The organism is bacterium (genome assembly GCA_021108215.1).
Classification (GTDB): Bacteria; Oederibacteriota; JAAXVQ01; order JAAXVQ01; family JAUVAV01; genus JAIORK01.
This window is the reverse complement of record JAIORK010000008.1, coordinates 100872-126386: the sequence shown is the minus strand read 5'-3', so window position 1 is coordinate 126386 and position 25515 is coordinate 100872. Positions and strand designations below refer to the sequence as shown.

The following is a 25515-nucleotide window of genomic DNA, read 5'->3' as shown; positions in this document are numbered from 1 at the left end:
CGATAATACCATTCGACCACGCAATCGCATCGTTGCGCGCCTGGGAGCGCATCTGCTGCATGGCCTCAGTTGGAATATTTTTGCGCCAGCCTTGATAGGCAGCTGCATCACTTTTCAAGTCAGCAAAATTATTGTGACTGGTTTTTGATTGTGTCTGCCAGTAGCTTTTCAGTGAACTTTCCAGCATGGCATCGCGCACTGCACCCCCGGTATTAACGTACGCTCTGGCCCCCTGTAGCAAGTAACTCATGGTGACAAAAGAAAGTGCCAACATGCCAAATGCTGCATAAGGATTGTTAATCTGGAAATAAGTCCCCAGGGCGATGACAAGTCCCATCTGGCCAATTCCCACCAACGTAGCTGCCCAACCTGCGATATAGCCGGTCATGGCGCGAAATGCATGCGGTCCTTTGAAGAAATTCATAATAACCGGTACGGCAACCAGCATGCTTCCAATCGTAATCAATGCCAGCGGCAAAGCCGCAAAAACACTGCCTGTCAGTAGTGCCGCAGCAACACCGGCCACCACTGTCAGACCGCCTACAATATTACGCCCCCTACCGCTCAGGCTGAATCCATCCGAATTAAGCGCGCTACCCTTTTGGCTCTTGCCGGTTTGACGTATGGCTGCTTCGTGTCCGAACCAGGCCCTCAAAAAATACAGAGGACCGAGTTCGAGCGTCACCTTGCCCAGCAGGTCCGGCCGCTGCGCGTGAATATGCCGCAGGTACGCCCGATTGGCCAGGAAAGTGTCATTCCCGAACAAGGTTGCGCCATGAGTCAGCATCTCTGACTTGATGTTGGGATTAACGTTGGTGATATGAATCCAGCCCACCATATCCTGGAGAGAATCAAATGTCTTAGTCATTATTTCCAAAACTTCAGCACGAATCTGATCGCGCTCACCATGGGTCTTGGCCTGGAAATACTGCTGATAAAGTTCAGGCCGTGACTCCGACACCCAATGCCACGCATCAAATACAATCTGGATCGGAATTTCCTGTCCCGGATATTTGACTGCCCAAGCCTCACGCCAGGCACGGACTTCTTCCACCGACTGTTGAAAATTAGCCAGACTGCTCTGCTTGGTCAATTCAAAAACCGGTTCAATCAATAGTTGAATATTATTGGCCCGTGCCTGCTCGGCCATGGCCATGAGCACATCCATGCGGTCTGCACCCTGCATGCCTTCTTTGACCTTAAAATCGCTGATCAAATCATTCATCAGCTCGGTATGGAAGATCATTTTGGCTTCTTCCTGCGGTTCAAAAGTACGGTTGAACAAGGGATAAAGCTGATCAACCGTCTCGTTCCAGGCCGCACTGTGAATGGTCTGGATCGCAAGTTTACCTTTACGTGCCATGCGCAAAGCTATTTCAGGCTGAACACCGTCATCATAAATCTCAGCCTTGCGAATGCCTAAAAAGCGTCCCGCTACCCACATATAAGAACGGACAAAAAACGGCACCAAAGCTTGCAAGCCTCGAAGCGCAACAGTATTTTTAACATTGTTCATAACCATGGTCCAACTCAATGAAACACCGCCTTGTTGAAAAACCGTCCGCAGGATTTCACGGTCTGTGGCAGCCAGTGTGCCTTGTTCATTGGTGAGTGGATAACTATTGCGAACACGATTACGCCGCAAAATACTGCGCACGGTGAGGGCTGCCACACCGACAATCGCCAGCCCGGCCGCGATGCCGCTTAATCCAACCACGGCAAATACCACCAATCCGGCAGTCAGCAATGCTCCGCCGATGGCCAGCACAACCGTACTCACGGTTGCGCTGCGCCGCTCTTGAGCCGCCTGCTCGCCTTGCAGCGATTGGACTGCTGCCTGCGGAGAAACCTCCATCGTGCTGTTGTTGACAATTTCAGAATTATCCGCCAGCACCATGCGGAAAAGCTGCATTTCCGGAACAATCCCCTCAGCCGCAAGAATCCGGCCGCGTTGAAGTTCAACCGGCAGGTTCATATCCGTCAGGGTTGAATTACCGAAATAAAAGCGTTGTACCATCCCCTGCGTCTGTTGGTAAAATTCCGTCATCAATGGCAACAAGGCATCACGAATTTCCGACGCACTCTTGCCTTCACTGATCCATTGCTGAATTTGCGGACCATAAACATCCATGGCCAGATGCCAGGGATTGAGTGTGATGCCGATCGGCGCCTCCGCCCGTGTTTTGTCCGGATTCTGTGCCAGCCAGGCATCCTGCAATTTACGCACATGAGCAATCAGGTTACGCATGTAATCAGCGCGCGAACGACCGGTCTTATCCAGCAGTTGTTCAGAGCGCCAGCCAATGGTGGTCTCCATTAAAATCACCGTATTGGACTGCGCTGCCCGGTCGAGCAAAGCCAGTTCTTCCGCTCTGACCTCAGCTTCCAAGGCGCGGTCTGTATGGAACGCCAGGAAGTCCTGACTGTCTGCAACACCCGGACCGCCCTCTTTGATTGAAAAATAATCGTCCCAGTTGGGCCAATGAATTGTGTAATGCGTCTGTGTGGCATGCTTGGTTTCCAGCACACGATCCAGACTTTCTACCACCGAGTGTCCCCAGGCATGATGATATGCCGCCGGTGCGGGCAGATCTCCACGATCCACCATATCCAGTTGGTCCGGCGAAGAGAAAATTTCAATATCCTTAGCACCGGTATAAAATCCATAATAAGACATATACCCTTTAATCAAACCATTAAGGGCATTGCCTTTAATCCGCTCACCCACAAAGGCAAACGCCACTGTCGAAATCTTGGATTGGCTCAACATGTAGCGTGTCAATGCCTGGTCTGAAAGACTGCTGTAATCCCGCTGCGCAATGGCAAAACGCTCCTGCTGGGTATAATTCACAGCCGGCTGGCTCATGAGCAAGCCCAACCCGCCGCTGGCTAAAAATGCCATCACCAGTTTGGATATCAAACCCAGCTTGGAACGGTTGCTCAAAAAAACGATCCCGATCAGGCCCAGCCCAAGCGCCACTGTCAAACCGGATGCCACTGTGAGTCCCACCGTTCCCAACATCACAACACCTAAAATAGTTGCCGCAACACCGGCGATTGAGCCTAACACATTCAGGTTGATAAACCCGCCCTCGCCGCGACCCGGTTGGCGTGTTTGGTCCTTTGTCCGGGATGTCCTGCGCGAACTGCGCAGAACATTTATTACACCATACACCCCGCCAATCAGGCTGGCTGTCACCAAAACCGTGGTTCCCATATACAATGTCAGGAACGGAACAAACAAACCAAAGAAAACCCAGGCTGATCCCGTGGTCTCAACAATGGGCATAATTATCTCACCCAACACACCATGAAACGGCACAGCTGTCAATGCGAGCATGGGCAGCAATAGTACCAGAGAAGATACAATCGTCCAGACCGGCCGATTCTGTAACATCTGCCGTATGCCCGGCAAAGTCACCGGTATTATTGCCACCAGCGCTCCGACCAATGCAATGGGCGCGATCCAGATCAGGGGCAATGCCATCGTGATCACACCGGCAATACCCAGACCGGCAAGTCCCAGGCCAACAATGATGGGGAGTACACGAATATTGCCAAACCGGCCTTGACCCGTTCCCGGACCCTGTTGGTCTATATCAACCCTCCGGAACTGCTGTGCAATCTGTTCGCGGATAATGCTGATCTCCGCTTCAATAGCATCGGGCATAACCTCGCGCTGCCGCATCTGATCAAACTTGGCCTGGAGCGACATGGAATTTCCCCACTGGGGTTTTTCATATAAATTACCCTTACCAACATTTTCACGGGAATCCGCCATCCAGTTTTCCAGACCCGCTGCTGTGTTTTTCGGATTAACCGGCATACTGGTATGCACAAACTGCGCCGGAACATCGACCGTCTCCGCCACAGAGCCGTGAGCATATGCATTTTCACCCATCGTGAGATCAGCCACGGTGGATTCAAAGACAACCGCGCCTTGGGCAATGGATGCATTGTTAAGTTCGCTATCCACCAGCACTGCGCCGCTGATGGCGGCTTGGCCGTGAATTTTTGTATTAATAATCACACTGTTGCGCACACTGCCGTCTTGCGGCACACGTGAGTCACCCACTACAATGTTGCCGTATTGATCCGGTTTAATATGGTCAATCGCAGCCATGCGCCGGGCAAACTCGCCGTTTTTCCCGGTGCGGTCATTCACTGCCCAGAGCGTATCACGGGCTTTGGCCAGCTGGCCGATATCACCCCAGTACAGACCCTCACCAAAATCAATCACTTGAATATTGAGTGATGAATCTGCTGCGCGGCCGCGCTTGGCATTGATAATCGCCTTCATATTCTGGACACGTTCGTAAAAATCAGGATAATCCGACAAGACCTTCTGCAATCCGGAATCTTTGGCAACTTCAGCATTCCAGGTTGCCTGGTCCTGCGTCAGGGCTTCAAAAATATAACCATCCACATCAATCCAACCCTCGGTCAGATCGCTAAACGCCTGTTCAGCCGCTTCCAGGAAAGTATACGAAAAGGCCGGGCTGCCGATATGGACAAATGCCTTGGCATCCACCGTATCCTCAACCCCCAACCGTTCCAGCAAGGCATCACGCGAACGACGCCGGACCTGCTTAAATTCACCGGTCTTCGCATCCACATGGAGCCATTCCTTGTTGGCAGCCAGATCTTCGGTAATCACTGTCTGAGCTCCAAAACGGACCGCGTCCGCTTCCGAAAGTTCAAGATTCATAGCAGCCATATGGTTGGCTGCGATCTGAGGTTCATCCCCCCATTTCCAGGCCATCCCTCTGAATCCCATGCGCTTGAGATGATTCGCCACCAGACTCCATGTATAGAGCGAGGCTTCTGCACCGGAGAACCAGGCACCAGTACGCGAGGAGCGGACCAGCATGGGTAAAAAAGGCTTGATCCCAAATGCACGCTGGGTCAGCGGACTCATGCGTGTGCCCTTGCCGGGCATCATGATCCCCACGGAAACATCATTTTTATCAAGGGCTCCATGACGCTTGACAAAGCTCCGGATCGCATCTAAAAGACCCTGGAACTGACCACGCCGCACCACCTCAGGATGCGCCATAATGGCAACCTTGCCGTCTTTCCGGAAAATTGATTTCGCCTGGGACTGAAATTTTTGTTCCGCAATCACATCATCACCGCCATTGGTGATAACCAGTGCTTCTTTGGGACCCAGGTTCTTTTTAACCACATTACGCAATTCACTAAGGTTCGCGTTTTTATAACCAACCGAAACATAGGCCACAGTACCATCGGCGCGTACCACACGGTCCACGCCGGGATGATGCGAAGTTTCGGCTTCTACAGATGCCATTTTCTCTAAAGCGCGGCGGGCTTTTTTCACAGAAATACCCTGCTCTTGTGCCATCGCCTCAGCGGTCAATTCTTTCCCCTGCATAATCTGATCGTAAGCACGGCGGGTAAAAGCGATCCCCACCAGATTGCCGCGCGCATAATTAACCGCAGAAAGAATGGATGCCACGATACGCGGCCCTAAGCTGAACACAAACATCACACTGAAGCGTGCCCAGAACATGGCGCCGCGCGCAGGCAGTTGTGTGCTCCGGCTGGTGCGCAATTTTCCCACCACAGTGTCGGCCTGGTCCATTTTCAGGATGCGCGTAAAATCATTGTAGTATTGTTCCCCAATGCGCGCCGGCACCAGACTCTGACCGGCGGCAAAATTACGTGCCTGCTGCTCATGACGCATGGTGTCATTTTTAACCAATTCCGCCAGGACACTGCCGCACTCTTCCGCGTTGGGAATCATCACTTTTTGGCCTTCCGGACCCGTGGTCTCGACTGTCTGAACACCGTTAACAAACAAACCTTCCTGGCGCAAATCCGCCAGATCGTCATAACGCGGTTCCTGCAAAGATGCCACAATCGGCGTCCCGCCGATACCGGCGGCTTCATGCGCCGGTCCGGAAGTTCCGGTGGTGGAGCGGTAAAGCAGCAAAGCGATATCATAGGTATCATTAATCGGTCCGAACTCGGCATCTTCAATAAATCCGGAGCGGTAAACAATGGTCGCATCCGCCTCAGCAGCACGGGCCGCAATCCAGGCGCGGTAACTGTTCATATCCATATCCCCGGCGGCCTCCACCGCAGCGACCACCTCGGCACCGGTAATCACCAGCACACCTTCTTCCGGATGGCTGCGGTAAAATTCCTCCATACGTTTGGTGTAACCAAGCGCATTGGGATTGTCTCCGCCCCCCAAAAGACCGATAGCCTTGTCCTTGAGGCTGGTGTCCTGTTTAAACATCTCCTGGAGTCCCTTCACCTGATCTTCCACCAACTTATAGTCGCCCCATTTGCCCACCGAGCCGATAAAAACCATATCATCTTCCCGCGGCAGATCTTCTTTCAACTGGAAAAATCCGTGATGCATGCGCCGTGCCTGGATGCCGTAATTGTCACGGTAAGCATCAATATAACGATCCAGCAATACATACACCTGAGAAACCAAACCAAGGCTGCGCTCAATTAATTCCGAACCCGCCACCACCTTGATCTTCGAAACAAAACCCGTCACTTTCTGGCCGGCTTCAAGATCCATGGTATGCACAGTATGATGCATGGTCACGGTGGTAGGCACACCCGCGATTTTTTCAATGACAGCCGGTGCAAATGCTCCCAAAACACCTTTGGGATCATCTGCCGCCGAGGTGAGCAGCCAGGTGAAATTGACAACATCACAGTCGCGCTGCGCCACAGCATAACCGACGCGTTCAATACTTGTGGAATCATTAAACTTGGTCACGCGATTGATACGCACCGGCACGGTTGTCTTGAAGCCGTCGGCTGCCGTGACTTTGACATTACGCACATCCACTTCAGGCAAAGCCTTTCCTTTACGGACATCCTCATGTCCGAAGACTTCCACTTCCACAACACCGTCTTTGATCAGCGGACCGTAGCCATTAAGCGTATGATTCACAAATTCCTTCAATCCGCCTAAGTGAGCATAGGCACTGACCACACCGATTTTAATCCGCTGGCTGGCAGCATATTCCCGGACCTCAAGATCCATTCCCTCAACCACGCTGCGTCCCAACTGATACAGTTCAATTTTGTTCATCTCATCGCCGTATTGTTTGGCCAGCTGCTGGGCCAGGACACCGGCCAAAACAGCTTGGTTTTCCGAACGCAAGAGTTCCCGTGCCACCAGCACGCGATTTTGACTATCCGACCAGCGGCTCAATTCCTGGAGATTGCGCCCGGTTTTTTTCAGACCGGCTGACGCAAACGACACATTGGCCGGTACAGCAATACCCTGCGCTGCCAACTGCGCCCGAACTTGCTTCCCAACCGCATTGAGTTCAATCGCATTGATTGCTTCCGGTTGGCGCAGATTATCGCGAAGGATTTTCCCGACCGCCACCTTATAGTCACCCATCTGAAACAAATTACGGATACGGGTCATATTTTTAGTGATACCGCCAACCGCATAGTCCTTCAACGTAATCGCTTCAATCTGTGAAACCAAAGCCGGCGCCTGATCTGCCTCAGCCTGAAACAAACGGATGGGTTCCTTCATTTTAAAATCCGCGATATAGCCTTCAATACTTTCCGTATCAATACCTTCCCGCTTGTAAAAGGCATCCATGTCTTGTTCAATCTGCTCAATTGATTTTCCGGTGGCGTCCGCCTCCGCCGTGATCATGACCTGTTTAAATTTGGCAATCGCACTGCCATGCAGCTGACGATCCGTGTTGATCATCGCAACCAGCAAACGCAGCATCATCGCGCCGCCCATCAACCAGACAAATCCGACCGCCTGCTTAAGCAAGCCGGTCTGAGCACCCATCTGACGCGGACGCACATAATCACGACGCTGCTGAAGAACACGATAAAGCATATCGCTGTTATCCTGAGCACGAACCGTTGATTCAGCTTCCGAGGCCAGCCACGCAATCGGTGCTTCCACAATCGGTTCGCCCATAAGTCTAAGCTGAGAAAGCAGCGCCGTATCAATCGCCATCTCCTGCGGATATTGCGTAAAGGCGCTGTGCATACGCTGCAAAACACCGGGCGAGAACATCTTGAACCCGCGCTGTGTATCTGTGATCCGGCCGGTTACCGGTATGGTGGCGCTGCTCAACTGCAGCAAACCATTAACCAAAATATTGTAAACCAGGCTCTTGAGCTTACGCCCCAAAGATTTAGAAGCCAGCACGGATGTACTTGCCTCGCTGGTACCGATGGCTGCGCTGGCGCCCTCGCGGATGCCATGAATCAAAAGACCGGTCTGCATCATGTCCGTGGAAATATCCGCATCCGTATACGCCACATAAGAACGACGGTCTGACTGCTCATGCGACAGCTGTTCGCCCATCCAGAGCAAATACTGGATCGAACCGCCCTTGCGGCTCCGGGTTTCATTTGCGTACTCAGCCATGACCGGCACGCTGCCCGGATTGGCTATTTCCCGTTGAACCGCCGCCTCAACATTGACAACCCGAAAGCCCATATTTTCATGAGCTTGTGCACGCCAGGCGCCAAAACGATCGTTGGTTTCCTGCCCCGGAGTTTCCAGCATGGCATCCAGGAAAAGTGTCATCACATCGCCCGAATGGACTTGAATGCCCTGGGCGGCTTTGGGAAATGCGGTGGCGTATTCATCATCACTAATGATAAATTCAACCCGCAGATTAGGATTGATATCAATTAATTCCTGCATCTGCCGGACCTTCATGCGCAGAAAATCCTCATTAAAGAGACGCATCTGTTCGCCGTAGACCGCAAAGGACATATAGACCGTGGTAGGCTCCTTCACCTGCGTCAGCTTGATCATGGATTCAACATTTTTGTCAGCCGACTTAAACCAGTAAGACGCTCCGTCTTGTTTTGCAACGCTCTCAATTACAGCGTAACCCACCGCGCTTTGCGAAACATTAAACAGCAAGCTGCTCATGACCCGCTGACCATTGAGTTCCGCCAGATTTTTCTGATCATAAAGTTCCGTATCTGTCAGATGCTCACGCATATAAGCAACCGCAGCACTGCGATCACTTGCCAAACGGCTCTCCAGTTCCTGATAAAATTTGGTCACATTCTGTTGGCGCGCGATATCACCGGCCGTGAAGGTCTGCACCGCATCATAGGCAAAAAGATTAAGCGTTGGTTCAGAGAGCAGGGCGACGGTATAAAGATTCAGGGTTTCACTGGCAGCTGAGAGCGCCCGGGATGCGGCCTCATCCGTGGTTGCACGGGCAACCTGGTCCGCTGCTTGCAGCATTTCATTTTTCTTGGTTACATCTTCATTAAGATTTTCAAGTTCCACAGCACCTTCAAAATTCAGGGCCGGCGTCTGATACGCTGCTGCCAGCAAACTGGCCAAAACCGCCAGAGACTCGCCTTCACTGGTAAATTCTCCGGCTGCCAGGGCCTGATCAAATTCCCGGATGAGTTCATCAAACTGTGCGGAATTTTCCATCTGCCGCACCTGCCAGGCCAGATCATTCATGGCCGCTTTTTTCGTTTCGTGCTCCTTTATCTGCGCTATTTGACCAAACCGGGTCTGCGGTTCATCCGCACCCGGACCTTGCGGTGTACGCCCCAGCAGACGATTAAACGCCCGGGCTGCATAATAACGCAGGGGATGAGACTGATTAAATGCCCACGCCTGTAAAATTGCAAAAATCTGATCTGTGACAATCTGGGCAATGGAACGAATCGGCAAAATAAATGCCGCCATAACCAAGCTCATCGGCACCAAATTCTGTAAAGCATAATTGTAGGCCAGCGCGATCGGTGTTTTGGCAATAAAGAAATCAATAAATTTATTACCCTCATTTTTAAAGTTATACGTCTTAAGATTCTTGGCAAAAAACGTGGTGATGACCCAGTACTCAACCATCATGATGGCTGTCCCGGCTCCCATCACCATGCGCACCCAAGGCACAGCCCAATCCCAGCCAACCATTGTGCCGGTCAATCCCAGCGATTGAATAAGCCCGGAAGCACCCCAACCTGCCAAAGGTGCGGCATAATCAATAAACTGAAAAATCAACTGGGTCTGGATGCCAAAACTCAAACCAATAATCGCCGCCCACAGGGTCTGCTTCCGATTGTTTGCCGGACGGTCGGATAATTTTTGTCCGATGGCATCGGCAATCCCCGCCATGGCGCCGCCGGTCAGCGCGGAGAGCGCATACGGCTCAATCGTCCGCCAGAAGCCGAGCAAGGCAGCGCCGTTGGCTGTCTCAGGTGTTCCGGTTAAAATCGTCGCTGTGATCGAGACGGCAATAATCGCGCCCACTGCCGCCACTGCCAGATTGCGACGCGAAACAAAATTAAGCTTCCGCACTGTTTCCGCCGGTGTTTGCGGCGTAACCGCCGCCACCACGGTCGCGGGTTTTTGCGCAGAATAACCCAGCATTGTTTCAGCGGAAGGTGTATCCGTACTCTCGTCAATCAGTTTGCTCCAGTTATAAATCTGTGCAATATTTTCAGCAAACACTAATTCGCGAATCGCATGCAGCAATTCAAGCTTTTTCGCATAGTCTATTTTTTCCTGAGCCGGGGCATTGTCCTCCAATTTCGGCCCATTGATAACCACTGCTTGACAGACTGCCTGGAATACTGCTTGTGCCTTCTCACCAATCAAACCAAGTTGCTGTGCTTCCTGTGCCCACCAGATACCGGTCAAGGCCTGGCGCTGCAGATCACCCAACGTGTCATCAAAGAAATTACCCACCACCGGGTTAAGTCTTAAATTCACCTGGGAAAAATCATCCTTGGCCTGGGTAAAATCATTCATATCCACCATAATCGATTTAAAACGGGGAATGTTTTCCAAACCATCCGCCGGTGCCAAATCAATTCCCGACCGCTTAAACATTTCATTTTTCACCACTGCTTTATCCGCAAACGTTTCCCGGCTGCCGGCACTCTGCATAATCTCATCCAGTTGATCAAGCGTGATATCCTCAGCAGTTGTTTTACTCAATGCCAGCATGGCTTCAAATGAAATTACATCCTGGGCCATCATATTCAGCTTGATAAATGCTGTCTCACCTTTACCCTTGTACTCACACGGAATCGGGAAAACCGCCAGCATAAGCCGCTCCACTGCCAGACCGCGATAGGCCCAATCGGTTGTCCCGATAACACGTATCCGGGCCGCCACCTTTTCTTCCAAAATCCGGCGCCGCTTTGCCAGCGCAGCCGGATTTTCCCGGAGAACCTGGGCATATTCCAGAAACGCATGATAGGCATTTTTAATCTCACTGTCCCGGTTGGCTGCAATCGCAATCGGATCAACGCTGAAATGGTTCGTATTAAAATCACGCTGCATAATTGCCAGGAAAACATTACGCGGAAAGGCGGATGTTCGTCCCTGGCTGTTGGTCATTGTTACTTCATCCGTATAATTACTTTGTTCAGCAAACCGCGCACCGCCGGCCACTTCAATGAGTGAGCCGCCGGCTTTTTGCGAATAGGCAAATAAAGGCTTGGTCTTACCGTCCGCCGTATAATTCACAGCTGCAACCGGTTGATAAATACTTTCCATAAAAAACGTCATGGCCGCAATGATGCTGTCCCGCTGTGCAATTGGATCGGCTTTCAGGGCGCCGGCCCGGGCTACCATTGCATTCATGGCATCCCGGTCCTGACGGAATTTATCCATCTCCGCTTCCACATCCAGACGGACACCATCTTCCAGAACAATAACCCGCCCCTCAACTGCGGCAACCTTTTTACCGGCTATGGTCACCGTCCGACCGGCTTCAACCAAACGGACAATACTCGCCAACCGGTCATTAAAATGTATTTCCTGGGGTGTGACCAAAGGCGAGAACGGCGTCTGCCCGGTCTTGATCATCCAGGCCATGGCACCCGAGTTAAATTCATTGCCCAGATCATCGCCCTGGATATGCTCCCAGACCGCGCCTTGCTCAATCATGCCGACCAATGCTTCCGCATCATTGGCCAAGGTCCGGGGCAAAAATCCGTGGCCCCCAACATCGACTTTTTCCTTTTGAAATGTCCCGTCCAAATTAAGGTAGTGGACCACTGCCTGGGTTAAAATCCGTCGGCCCTTGCCTACTAATTTTTCAATCGACTGAATGGTGGGCATCCCGCCAATCCAGATGGCACCCGGATTGCGCGCCGCCATCATGCCAATAAGACCGGTATACGTTTGATTGGCAAGCCTGGCCGCCAACGCTTTGCCTGCCACGCCTTTGCCGCGCAGGTAATTCATAAAAGCATCTGCTGCCGGGAAAACTTGCGTATCCATTTTGTTGCGCCGGAAATAATCTTTGAGAATCCGGCTGCCCTGACCGGCAATGCCGATCTCAGCAATGGTTTTATAGTCTGCCGGATTAATTCCCTGGGCGGCAAATTGATTTTCCAAATCCTGTTTTTGGGTTACATCCAGGAAATTAACATTGACCAGGTCGCCTTCCGCAATGGCACCGGTCTTGCCATCCACGATGGTCCCCATATTGTCCACTTCGGTTTTTATCTGGCTTATATCCTGTTTTATTCTATCCATGAGCAGCTCAGGATAGCCCATTTTTAATTTGGTAAAATAGACCATCAGTTGGCCGGCATCTGCCTGCATTTCTTGGGATATGTTCAACCCCATTAGCGTCGGAGCAATGCCCAGAAAAATCTGAAGTTTGTCCATGGCGACTTTGAATTCATCATAATGCAACGCTTGTTTGCCGGCAATCACTGCCAGGCCATCCAGATAATCAACCAAATGCTCCGTACGTAAATTATCACTTTCCATCAGACGGATCAAATCGGTTGCTGCCAGGGTTTCCAAAGCATCATCAATCACGGTTTGGTCATAGCGGGTTTCTGCAATACCCGGCAATTCAGTGACTGCCCGGATATTTTCCGGCAGCTTCATTGCCAAATGATCCGCTGTCACCGCTTTGATCCCCAGGAAAGTACGCAACCCCGGGTTGCCCAACAACAATTCGCTGTTGACCAATTCCGCCAGGGGCAGGGTATTCAAATCGGTTTGCTGGACCATAACCCAGCGCTCTCCAATTTTCAGGTAGGTTTTCCCTTCAACTTCAAGCAATTTCCCGGATAACGCACGATCCTCAAACCGAAGTGTGAAATTCTGTTGTTTACTGACAAAACGCGGAACAATCGCGCCTTTCACTGTCTCAGCTTGATGGAGATCAATCCGGATGTTGGCGCGCTTGCCATTGATCCGGACCCGGACCTGATTCACAAATCCCCGAGTTCCCAGGACGTTATCACGCAGCGCGAATAAAATACCTCCCATAAAAAACACAAACCCGGCCGCGCCCAAAATAATTGCCGGCATAATCAGCGTTCCGGCTCCGATTGCCAAAATAATTGCTCCTGCCAGCATACCCAGACCGGCAACAGATGCCATCACTGGCAGCGTGACAAATCCCGCCTCGCCGCTGCGTTGGCGCGTTGTTGTCTGATCCGCACCTTTCAAATCTTTTTCCATCTGACGCAGAATGCCGCCATCTGCAATCCCCTGGTCCACGACCTGGTTGGCCCGTTCCTGCGAATCCGTGTTAGTATACATCCGCAACTGCGGTGCGTTGCCTGACGGACGAATATGCGCCACATCCTGATTTGAAAAACGCATCCGCACACCGTCAATAAAATTCATGGAGGCCAGCTCGCCGAAACCATTTTCCGAAGTAAAATATTGATTCTCCAGCGTCGCTTTCACTGCCAGCATTTCTTTCGCCAGCTCCCCATCCATGGGGATGGACTCTTTGCTCCCGTCGCTGCGCTCCACCTCGATGGTGCCTATCAGATAATTCACCTGCAGGATGGTTCCATCGCTCGGTTTGAGCATGGTAAGCAATGCCTGGCTCACCGACTGTGGGAAATTATCCAGCAACCCGGCCTGGGTAAACCGCTGCGGCAATTCACCAAACACCTGCGAGACACTTCCCTTTTCATGCGCAGCCAATAGTGCCACAATAATCGGCAGAATGGCATCCCGTGTGGGCAATGCTTTCAGAATTTTGCCATTGATTTCCATGTCATTGGCTGTCAAAAATCCGCCGTTGACTTCCCAGGACACCACCCGTTGTTTCCCCTGGGCCATGGCCTCATTCATGGCTGCAATCACATACGGTGATCCAATCCGGGTCAGCTGCAGTGGTACGCTTTCACTCCCCAGCACATTAAGCACTGCGTCATTCGAACTGATCGGTACGGCTGCAAAATCCGCACCCAGGAATCTTGCCACCACAATACCCAATTCATCACCACGGTTAAACAAACCATTTTCATCCACTACAAAGGGCCGGTCCGAATCACCGTCCGTCGAGACAATAGCAAAGGGTTGGTGCTCTTTGGCCAGTACTCTAAAATTATCCCGCGTCTCCTGGGTAATATTTTCCGTATCCTTGGGAACAAAGGCCTCGCTGCGCTGCGCTGCGACCACCTCGGCACCCAGACCTTCCAGAATCTCGACCAGCATGTCGCGCCCGACAGCGGAATGCTGTTCCACCACGATCTTCCGCCCCTTAAGCGCATTTGCCGGAAAAATATCCAGATAGCGTCTGACAAACTGGGTATAGGCTGCAGTATTTTCTTTTCCCAGAGCTTTTTCCACACCGGCCTTGAGCATGCCTTCATTGTCAAAATTACTTTTAAGTACATTTTTAGCGACTTCTTCTGCACGAACCTTATTCACTGAGGCAAGAACACCTGCCTCATCCGCTTTTAAGACCTCGCCATCCGCTTTGTTAAATTTGATGCCATTGCGGTCATCCGGAATATGCGATCCGGTCACCATCACGCTGGCCTGCCCCTTTTGCATGGCATGGAACATGACAGTCGGACTCGGCACCTTACCGATATTTTCCACCTTACAGCCTGCGTCCAAGACACCGCGTGCCACCGCTTCCATGATCCGGTCGGTTGAGCTGCGAAGATCACCGCCAATAGTGATCGTGTCACCGCGCTTAATTTGGTTGGTATCAATCAAATATTCAACATAACCTTTAGTATTTATATAGCACTCAGCATCCGTCATATCCGTTACCAAACCGCGCAGGCCCGAGGTTCCAAATTTGAGTGCTTTGTTCTTGGTCCAGGATGCTTTTGTCAGACCATCGGAAAACCAGCGTTTAATCCTGTTCATAACATAGAGCGCACCAAAACTGGACAAGGCCACGCCGTAGAGTCCGGTCATCGCCAAATAACCATACGCTGAGACAAATTCCACCAATTGAAAAACATCCGGACTCCCGCCCAGAGTGGCAATCAGGAAACCTACCATGGAAACCACTGACCCCAGCACCACCGCACCCAACCAGATAAAACCTGAAATCGCCGCAATTCCCGTAGCCGTATCCAGTGCTTTTTCCAGACGGGTCTCGGCCTTCACCGCACCCCGGTTCTGCCAAACCCGGTACAATGCCGGCATAACCGCCAGCGCGACGCCGAGCGAGGCTGCCAATCCGCCGACCACCATCATCAATCCAGCACCGGTAATGCCAAGAAACACACCCAAACCAATCATGCCAATCCCACCCAAGAGCATGGCAAAATCCAGGGTTGCCGAACCGCGCTGTCCGCGGCGGGTGATTCCGGTCGCAACATCCTTTTCCACAATCACACGGTCACCGGTTTGTTTTACCCGCACACCGGTCACACCAAAAAGCGCCACTAACCCGTTATCCGTATCCACCCGGCTGTTTTCAGAATCCTTTTGGTGGACCAATCCGGCTCCGCGGTCCGACGCCGTACCGGCAACAAACTGTTTCATTGCCGCATCCGTATTTAACTCTGCGGTTAATGTTTTCAATTTATCCGAAAGTGCTTTGGGCATCACCAGCACCATACCGTCTTTGACTGCCACCACATGATCATCCAAACCGCGCACAGTCACATTGATATTTTGGCCGGCATAAACCACGGTGTTCTGCGTACCCTCCAGCCGCACTTGGCCCGGTCCGATTTCCTGATTACCATCCTGATCCTTGGCCTCAGTCATAGAACCCCAGTCTCCCTCATCAAACCAGGGAAAAGTCCCTTCCACGGTCATCAATTCCTGCTTAAGATTTTCCATAATCGCAAAATCAACCGAAACAGCCGCTTCTTTGGGAATACCATTATAGAGCTCGGCAATTTCACGCTGATTTCGTTCAATCGCTCTTTGCCGAGGTTCAACAAAGCCATCACCAAGCTGTTGCGCCCGGAGCTCTGCGATAGTACTCAACCGATTCCGGATACCGTCCATAGCTTGAGAAATCGCAGGCGCATGTTTTTCAAAAAGTTCGAGTCCAAAGTCACGCTGCATCACAAACATACCGGCATTCCAGACATAATCGCCGCTTTGCACCATCTCGATTGCTACGTCTTTTTTTGGTTTTTCCTGAAAACCTTTTCCCTGCAATACATTGGTTTTATCCACACCCATTTTTGTTTGGTCGCCGGTCTGGATATAACCATATCCGGTAGCCGCATAACTGGGGCGAATACCAATGGTCGAGACCACACGTTCCTTATTCTGCGATGCTTTCACACCCGCCTCAATTGCCTGACGGAATGTATCCAGCGCTTCTGCCTGTTCAGCGCCGGTGAGATGCTCTGAAATAACATGATCTGCCGGTAAAAACACACCCGTGGTGCCAGGTTCCATATGCGCCAAATTTAGGGCAATGGCTGCACCGGTATCTTTCTTTCCCGGTTCACCGATAATATTTTCTACAGGGAAATCAGTGGGTAATGATTCCTGAACCTGAGTTACAAATGATGAACGCGTGGCAATCAAAATCTGTTCTTTGGCAATACCCATGCTCATGACACGCGCAACCGTCTTTGCCAGCATGGTTTTACCGTCTTTGGAAAAAGACTGAAATTGTTTGGGATAGGTGCCGTCACTGGCCGGCCAAACCCGCTCCCCGCCGCCGCCGGCTAAAATGACCACGCGCGCTTTAGACATATCAGCAGCTTTGATCTGATAGTAGACCTCTTGACCATCGGCTGCGATCTTTTTATCAATACCACCCATTTCCACTTTCTCACCCAAAGGCGAGGCCAGATATTCGAGTGCTTTTTTCGCCGCCGCCTCATTAATGTTGACCAATCCGGCAAATTCACTCACCGTTAACACACGACCGTCCGCAATCATCCCATACGCTGCCTTTTCATTGGTGAAACCACGCCCGGTAACACGATAAAGCAGACGCTGTAATTTATACCGCAGCGGCTCCTGCGCATTGAAGGCCCAGGCCTGAATCCCGCCCCACAGAAAATCGTAAAATCCCTGCGCCGCCGCCCTAAAAGGAAACGCCATGCCAAAAACAGAAATGATTGCCGGGGAATAATTTTGATTAAAAAATCCCCACAGCAGGGCAAAGGGGGACTTTAATATATTAAAGTCCACTGCTTTGATCGCCTGGTCCTTGACAGTGTAATTCCCCAGATTCTTCCCAAAAATCATGGTCAGTACGTTGTACTCCAGCGAAATCATGAGTCCGGCAACCAGGGCACCGAACATACGGATAAACTTGATGGTTATTCCGGGTAAAACACTCAGTATCTCGTTCATTCCGAAAAGTTTAAAGAAATTGGAATCTGCAATCCCGGTCAGCGGAAACGCCCAATCAATTGCAGTGAAAAGAAGCGCGACTTGTACGCCTACCGTACCGCCCAGGATGGCTGAGAAAAATGTCTGTTTCCAATTGAAGGTGGGACGATCTGATAATTTCTGTCCAATAATATCCTGTAACGCCGTCAGTACGGCGAAGATTCCGCCATTGATTAAATATTGCTGGTTATTGACCAGAAAGGTTGTCACATTGCTCAATATCTGCGCCTGGCCGGCTGTGCCCAGACTGAAATAAGAAATCAACGAGAAACCAAATGCAGCAGCTGTAATACCGGAAGCAGCCAAAATCTGGCGTTTACGGGATTTCACAACTTGGGTTTCATCCCATGTTTCAGCAAACTTTGTCTCGTTCGCTTTGGCTCCCTTGGCATGACTAAACGCGAACTTCTTTATCCGCCCGGCTGTATACTGAATTGTATTGGTAACCGATACAAAAATACGCGGTACCAGACGCAGCCCAACACCTAAAAAACCAACCCAAAAACGGATACCGGTCGGTGGTGCGCGAGATGACATGTCAGAAGCTACTTTCCCAACCACAACATCCGATTGATCCTTGCCCAATATCCGCTGATAATCCGAAAAGTATTGTTGCGCAACATCCACAGGCAATAATATCTTGCCGGCCGCATAATTTTGCGCTGCCTGCTCTGCCCGCATTTCCGGGTTGTTTGCCAATTCCACCAGCTTTGCACCAAATGCCTGGACATTCACCATCATTTTTTTCTTGCCATTTTCATCAGTCACTTCAATGTTACGAATACCATTGATGAAAATACCCTCTTCTCGCAAATCACCCATGTCATCCGCCCATTTTTCCTGGAGGGATGTAATGGTCGGCGTACCGCCATAACCCGCTGCTTCATGTACCGGACCGGAAGTACCGGTTGTTGCCCGATACGGCTGCAAGCTAAGATCATAGGCTGCATTGATCGGTCCAAATTCTGCATTTTCAATAAATCCAGGACGGTAAACAATATTCACACCGGCTTCTTTGGCGCGACCGGCAATCCATTGACGATAACTATCCGTATCATCTGCTAAAAGTTTTTTAGCCCTGATCGCTTCAACCACTTCCCGTGCTTCAATCACCAAAACACCTTCTTCCGGATGATTGCGATAATACTCTTTCATGTACTTGGTATAGCCCAGAGCATTCGGGTTGTCTCCCCCGCCGATCAAACCGATTGCCTTGCCCTTCAAAGAAGCATCCTGTTTAAACATTTCCTGCAATGATTGGACCACATCTTCAACTTTTTTATAGTCACCCCATTTACCTACCGACCCAATAAATAGTTTACCGTCTTTCCGGTCTACCCTTGATTTAAGTTTGAAATAGCCATGATGCATACGCCGCGCACGAATGTTGCGAATATCACGATAAGCATCCACATAACGATTGAGCAGCACATAGACCTGATCCGTCGCTGACAACGCGTTTTCAATCAATTCAGATCCTGCCATGACGATTGCTTTCGATTTAAGATCCGGGACCTTACCCGCCGCTTCCATATCCATCGTATACGCGGTATGATGCATGGTGACCGTGGTAGGAATATTAGCAATTTTCCGTACAGCGGCAGGCATAAATGCATTAAACATACCGGACGCCGCATCTACCGCCGAAGTGATCAGCCACTGAAAATTGACAATATCCACCCCGCGTTCAGCCAAAGACTGAATCAGTTGCTCATTGCTGGTGACGTTAAAGCGTGTAACACGATTGATGCGCACCGGCACGCCAACTTTCTCACCGGAGGCCAGATTTATTTTCACCGTACGCTCATCCACCTCTGGTAACGTAACAACAAACTTAACCACGGTACCAAATTCATTGGTAATTTCCTGTTCGCCAATAAATTTCTGATCCAGGATATTGCGGGTATCTGCCTGCTGTTGGGAGCTAAAAAGCTCTGCATCCTGCGCTAATCCCTCCCGCACGACAATATTGACCCGGGCTTGTTCGGCCCGGACGCCAATCCATTTGCGATAGCTGTCTTTATTGCCGCGGATCAATTCACCTTTTCGAATAGCTGTTTGCACATCTGACTGCGAAATAACCAAAACACCGGTAGTCTCCGCAGGTAACCGGCCTGTCCCGTCCAAAATTGCGACTGTCCGACCGCTCAAGGTTAAATTTTCCTGAAACATCTTTCGCGCCATTTCTACTTGTTCCGTCAAAGTAGCATAGCCGCCTAATTTTGTGTCCGGTCCAAACCCTACCAACCCGGGACCTTTTTCCTTATCACCTTGTTCAATTTTATCCTTTTCCATCAGATCGGTGGTATGACCAAAAACTTCGACTTTGACAAGTCCATCCTTTACCAAATGCGCATAACCATTTAAGAGATGATTTACATACTCTTTGAGACCGCCCTGACCGGCATACGCAGAAACCAAGCCAATCTTAATACGCTGGCTCTCCATATATTCATCAACCGATAGACCTTGTCTCTCAACCACTTTTTTTCCTATCTCATATAATTGAGCATAATCCAGTTCTTCGCCAAATACCTGCGCCAATTGCTGCGCAAGCGTTCCGGCCAACACCGCTTGATTCTCTTTTTTCAACAATTCCCGGTTGACAGTGATGCGGTTGGTCAACGCATCCCATTTGGCCAATTCTTTCATATTATTACCGGTTGATTTCAACTCACCCACCCGGATTTCAATGGCTGTATCTTCCGGGATGGCAATACCCAGATTGCGCACTTCTGTAATTACTTTTTGTCCCAATTCATTGGCCGATGCCGATACATTAATGGACCGGATATTCCTCATCGCGGTAACAGCCGGTAAAAACGCTAAAACGCCGGCCGTGATTATCGTTATAATTGCCGCCGGTGTAACACCTGCCAGCACAATGGACAAAACTCCAAAAGCAGCCACGCCGCCTAAAAACATACTCATGACCAGCTTGAGCAGTCCCATTTCCTTTAAGATATTTTTGGTGGTTAGGGCCACTTTAACTTCCTGCGTCCGACCTCCGAACAAAGACAGATTCGTCAAAATGATCGAATTGACCATGCCATTTACACCATAAGCTTTGACTTTCACCTTATTCAAATTCGCGATGATCGCTTCCGCATTTTCCGGTTCCGCCTGGCTGACACGTTCCATTTCTTTTTGTTTGAATTCTTCCACATAGGCTTCGGCAGTTGCATCCCCGATCGCTGCCCGGCTGTAATAAGCATTCATCTCTGCTGTTATTTCCGTCACACTTTTGCCGGTCGCTTTCGCTTCCATGGCAACCATTTCCGCTTTAAATCGGTTGATGGCCTTGCCTTTAAACGGATGGCTGGCAGGTTCAAAAGCGCGTAAAGCAAATTTCAAATAAGCGCCTGCCAACAAAACAACCCAGGTTGCCGCCAATCGTTTACCAAAGCTTAATCGTGGCAGCACATACGCGATACGCTGCGTAAACAAGCGATACAACATATTCACACCATCCGCCGGACGGGTGGTGGAATCTTCTTCCAGCGGTTTCCAGGCGATTCCCGCTTCGTCAATTCTCGCGCCAATATTGTTCAATTGCACCAACAACGATGTATCGATGGCCATTTCCTGCGGATACTGAGTGAATGTTTCCATCATTTTGCGGAGTGTCTTGGGGGTGAACATTTTAAATCCACGCTGTGTATCTGTAATACGTCCTCCCCACTTGGGTGCAATGGCTTTGCGCCCAAGTATATTCAGCACACCATTCCCCAAATGATAGATCGCCGCTATCTGCGTACTAAAATCCAACAATCCATTTGAAAAAGTATTCATGCCAATACTCTGAACTTTACGGCCGGCGGTTTTGCCTTCCATCACCGAATCCGATAATTCCGTACTGGCAATGGTGACATCGGCACCGTCCAGCATTTTTTCCACCAGCAAGCCGGTTTGCAGCAAGTCCGTTGAAATATCCGCATCCGTATACGCAACAAAAGACCGATCAGGATTCTGCTGCGAAAGCTGCTCGCCCAGCCACAATGCATAGGCAATGGACCCGCCCTTGCGGCTGGCAGCTTCATTAATGTATTCCGCCATCACCGGTACGCTTCCGGGATCGGCTTTTTCGCGTTTTATCGCACTGTCGACATCCACAATTCTCAAACGCACATTATCATTTATTTCAGATGTCCAGCTGTTATGAACATCTGCTTCCTGCTTGCCATTGCCGGTCAATGCCTCGGTAAACAAACCGAACAATTCCCCCATATGAATATTCACTGATCCCAAGGGCTCTTCATAGTCCCGGCCGTTTTCATCTTTTCCGCTAATTTTCTGGGCAGGATAGGTATTGGCAAATTCATCATCACTAATGATAATTTCCATTTTTAATTTAGGATTAACTTCAGACAGTAATTTAACCTGCTCAAATTTATGATAAAGAAAATTTTCATTAAACATTCTGGCATGCTCACCATACGCTGCAAAGGTCATATAAACGGTGAGCGGCTCCTGAATCGCCGCTATTTTATTCATGGAAACAACGTTTTTCACTGCTCCGCGAAATTCAAATGACCGTGTCCGGTCAGCGCCCATTTCCACCAGTTTATTCATATCCACCTTACTATTGGCCACTTGATACAGAACACGACTGGTTAACTGGATGGTATTTAATTCTCCGGCCATGCGATGATCCAATAAATCAGGATTATTAATATTGGCCCGCATATATGCGATTGCTTCCGCCCGGCTGCTTTGCAGTTTGCTTTCCAGGTTGGCATAAAATCCCTTAATACGATGGCCGCGCGCGATACGGCCTTTTTTAGTCAACATCGCTTCGGCATCAAAAGCATATAGCTGCACCAGGGATGAAGCCAACAAATCAACCATCGTCTCCTGCACAACCGTGTTGTGTTCACCGATGGTGCCGGTAATCTCAGGACTGACCGTCGCATGCGCCAGTACATTGGCTGCATCCAACCGATCCATTTCAAAATGCCCTGTAATCACATCGTTTCCCAGAACATAGGCCTGAATTAGGTAACTGACATTGGCCACATTTTGATTTTGATAGGCTGCGGCCAGCATACTTGAAAGCACTGCCAACGCCTGCTGGTCACTGACAAACTCGCCTGCCTCCAGTGCGACCGCATATTCTTTCACTTCCGCTTTCAATACTTCTTTGCTCTGCATATTCTTAATTGTATATAAATATGTGTTGAGTTCTGTTTTAGTCTGATCCGGTTCCTGACTTTGCACTATTTTTCCGATCCGCGTCTGGGCTGCCACCGGCTTCGCTGCAGCTTGAGTTTCCCGGCCTCTGCTTAGCGCCGTCCTTATAATCGGAAATGCAAATATCCCCACACCGACCACAATCGCCGCTACCGGCAGCAGGGCAAATCCCCCCAATGTAATCAATGCATACACGCCCACACCTGCAACCGCCAATCCACCCAGTGCGATGGCAAGATTTCGCGAGATAAATCCGGCTTCACTGTTGGCAGCGCGAAGATTTCGCAAAGCATTGTTCAGCCCGCCCGGCATCTGCGGTCCACGAATTCCGCTCACCATATTGCTCAATCCGCTCATCATATTACCGATACCAAAGGCGTTGCCGGCAACCGGCTGCAGCGCTGCAATCACCATGCCGCCGGCAGTCATCACAGCTGCCGGGCTCATCAACGGCATCAACAATCCGCGCACACCGGTTCCAGCCACACGCGTTCCGGTGCTTAAAATTCTTTCCTGCGTTTTGGCAACCGTCGCGTTGTCCAGCACGGTAACCGTATAAGCTCCCTCACCCTCAATTGTTGCCAAAGCCACGCCTTCAACCGTCTTGGCCTCCTTGGGCAAAATCACAGCCGAGACATTCAATCCGGCAAACGGTACGATAAATGCATTTTCACTGGCCTGAGCATTTTCCCAATCAATCTGGATTTCATTGGCATACGGATAGGCTGCCTGGCTGGCTTCGGCTGACTCACGCAGACCGGCCAGTGTGGTCTGACCATTTTCCACCAACGCTGCAATCTCGGTTTCCTGCAATACCATTCGCATCAGATTCAAAAAGATCCTGACATTCTCCGGCTGAACGGCTTCATCCTGGGCGCTCAAAACGGTGTTGGGTTCTCCCACCTGCGGGAAGCTCGGTGCCAAAGCCAGAATATTCTGATTTTCAGCCAACAATTTTTCCAACGGCGTACGGCGGTTACGCAACAATGCGAAATACGGATTAACCAAGTCTTCATGTGTCATACGCGGCCGGACCGAAATATAAGAAAGTCCCCTTGCCTTCATCACTGCCAAAACACGTTCAGTATGAAAACCGCCGGTTACCATCACCGCCAGATTGGTGCCTTCGGCTTTCATATCCGACAGGGTATTTTCCACAAATGCATCCGAACGCAAATCCGCCAAATGGTAAAATTTCATTACCTTGGTCAGATAGGTATCCAGACCAAATACTTCCAAATCCATGCCCAGGTCACCCATGGCATCATACTTTTGAATAAATGCGACAATGGGTTCCACACGGAAGGCTTGCGGATTGCTCTGATACTCAATCAATTCTTCCGGGGTGGCGGAAATATTCAACAGCTTTTCCATCACTTCCAAACGATGTTTGAATATATCCAAGGTCTGCTGAGCATTGTCGGTGTAAAGCGTTCTGCGAATTTCACGGTCCAGTGCATCCACCTGGTTGTATACCAAATCCGGATCAACATCTTGCGGAATAATATTTTGCCGCTTCGAAACATATCCCAACAGCTGCGGATAGGCATCCAAATGAATCCCCTGCTTTTTTGCCGCCCCGCATAAAAAAGCGCCATACTTCAATTGTGAGGTATCACCTTCGCGATAGGCCTGCTTTTGCGCATCAATTTTTTTCAGCCCATCGTTGTAAATGCCGCCTTTGATCTCATCAAGCAGGTCACACAAATCATAAATATAACCCTGGCTCTCATCATTTAAAAAGCTCATCACCATCTCACGGCTGTCATCATACAACTCCGCTTTTTCAATACCATTCAGACTGATTTTGTGACGGCCGGTGGCTGCATAATACTCCGCACCGCTGATCTTGCCCTGGCGCATAAAATATTGCCCGGTTTCTTTTTTCACTTGTTCATTCGGAAAACTGGAGAGATGCGTTGTATTGACCGGCTTGGATGCCCCTTCCAATGCCACCAATTTCAACGCGTGTTTGTCTGCCATATAGTCAATAATATTCGCGATATTGCTCTGCACCTCGTAGTTGCAATGCAGATCCTGCACATGCACGATCAGATGCGCCTGCCCCTGGTTCGCATCCAATGTCATCGCATAGTCATCCGGTATCTCCACCTTAGCGTCATTGAACGTCACCGCTGACCCTGCGGCCGGATACGCATCCGCTTCAAACGCCCAGGTCAGATACGGAAACACAAATGTTATGGTCACCAACAAGGCGATCACGCGCGTCAGACTTTTTCGGATGGGATGACGCCACCATCGCATCGATGTTACGTCTTTGACCTCAATACTGTTTTTTGGAAAAAAAGAAATATTTTTCATGGGGCAAGCACTCCTTTTGTTCAAGGATTTTGAAATATAAATCCGTGGAAAATCGTATTACTAAAATATCACAAAAAAAAAGGTGAGTCAAATTTATGACTGCATAAAAACACTAAAATTATTTTATAAAAAAGCGCTAGTTTCATAGTGAAACACTCTTGTTTGGCTTTTGTAAGATAAAATGTAATATTTAAAGGAATTAAAAAGAGTGAAAAAACAAAGAGAAATCCGAACAAAACAAACAGTACCCAGATGAATAAAAATGCCACAACATGCTTGTTTTGCCAAAAGTGCCTCGTAATCCAAAAAATTACCTAAAATTTGCATTTTCAGTATTTTTTCCGTACGGTGCAGGAACAAAAACCTTACCGCTGAGACGCGGAGCTCGCATAAAAAAAAGTACACTTAAGAATAAAAATACCACAGGCTTACGCCTGTGGTAT

General features: G+C 50.0%; 1 protein-coding gene. It reads right to left on the bottom strand.

Annotated features, from left to right (window positions below):
- The coding region (locus K8S19_01885; protein MCD4812435.1) for an NTP transferase domain-containing protein at positions 1-25072 on the bottom strand (25072 nt) is incomplete at its 3' end.
- Positions 25073-25515 lie beyond the last annotated feature (443 nt).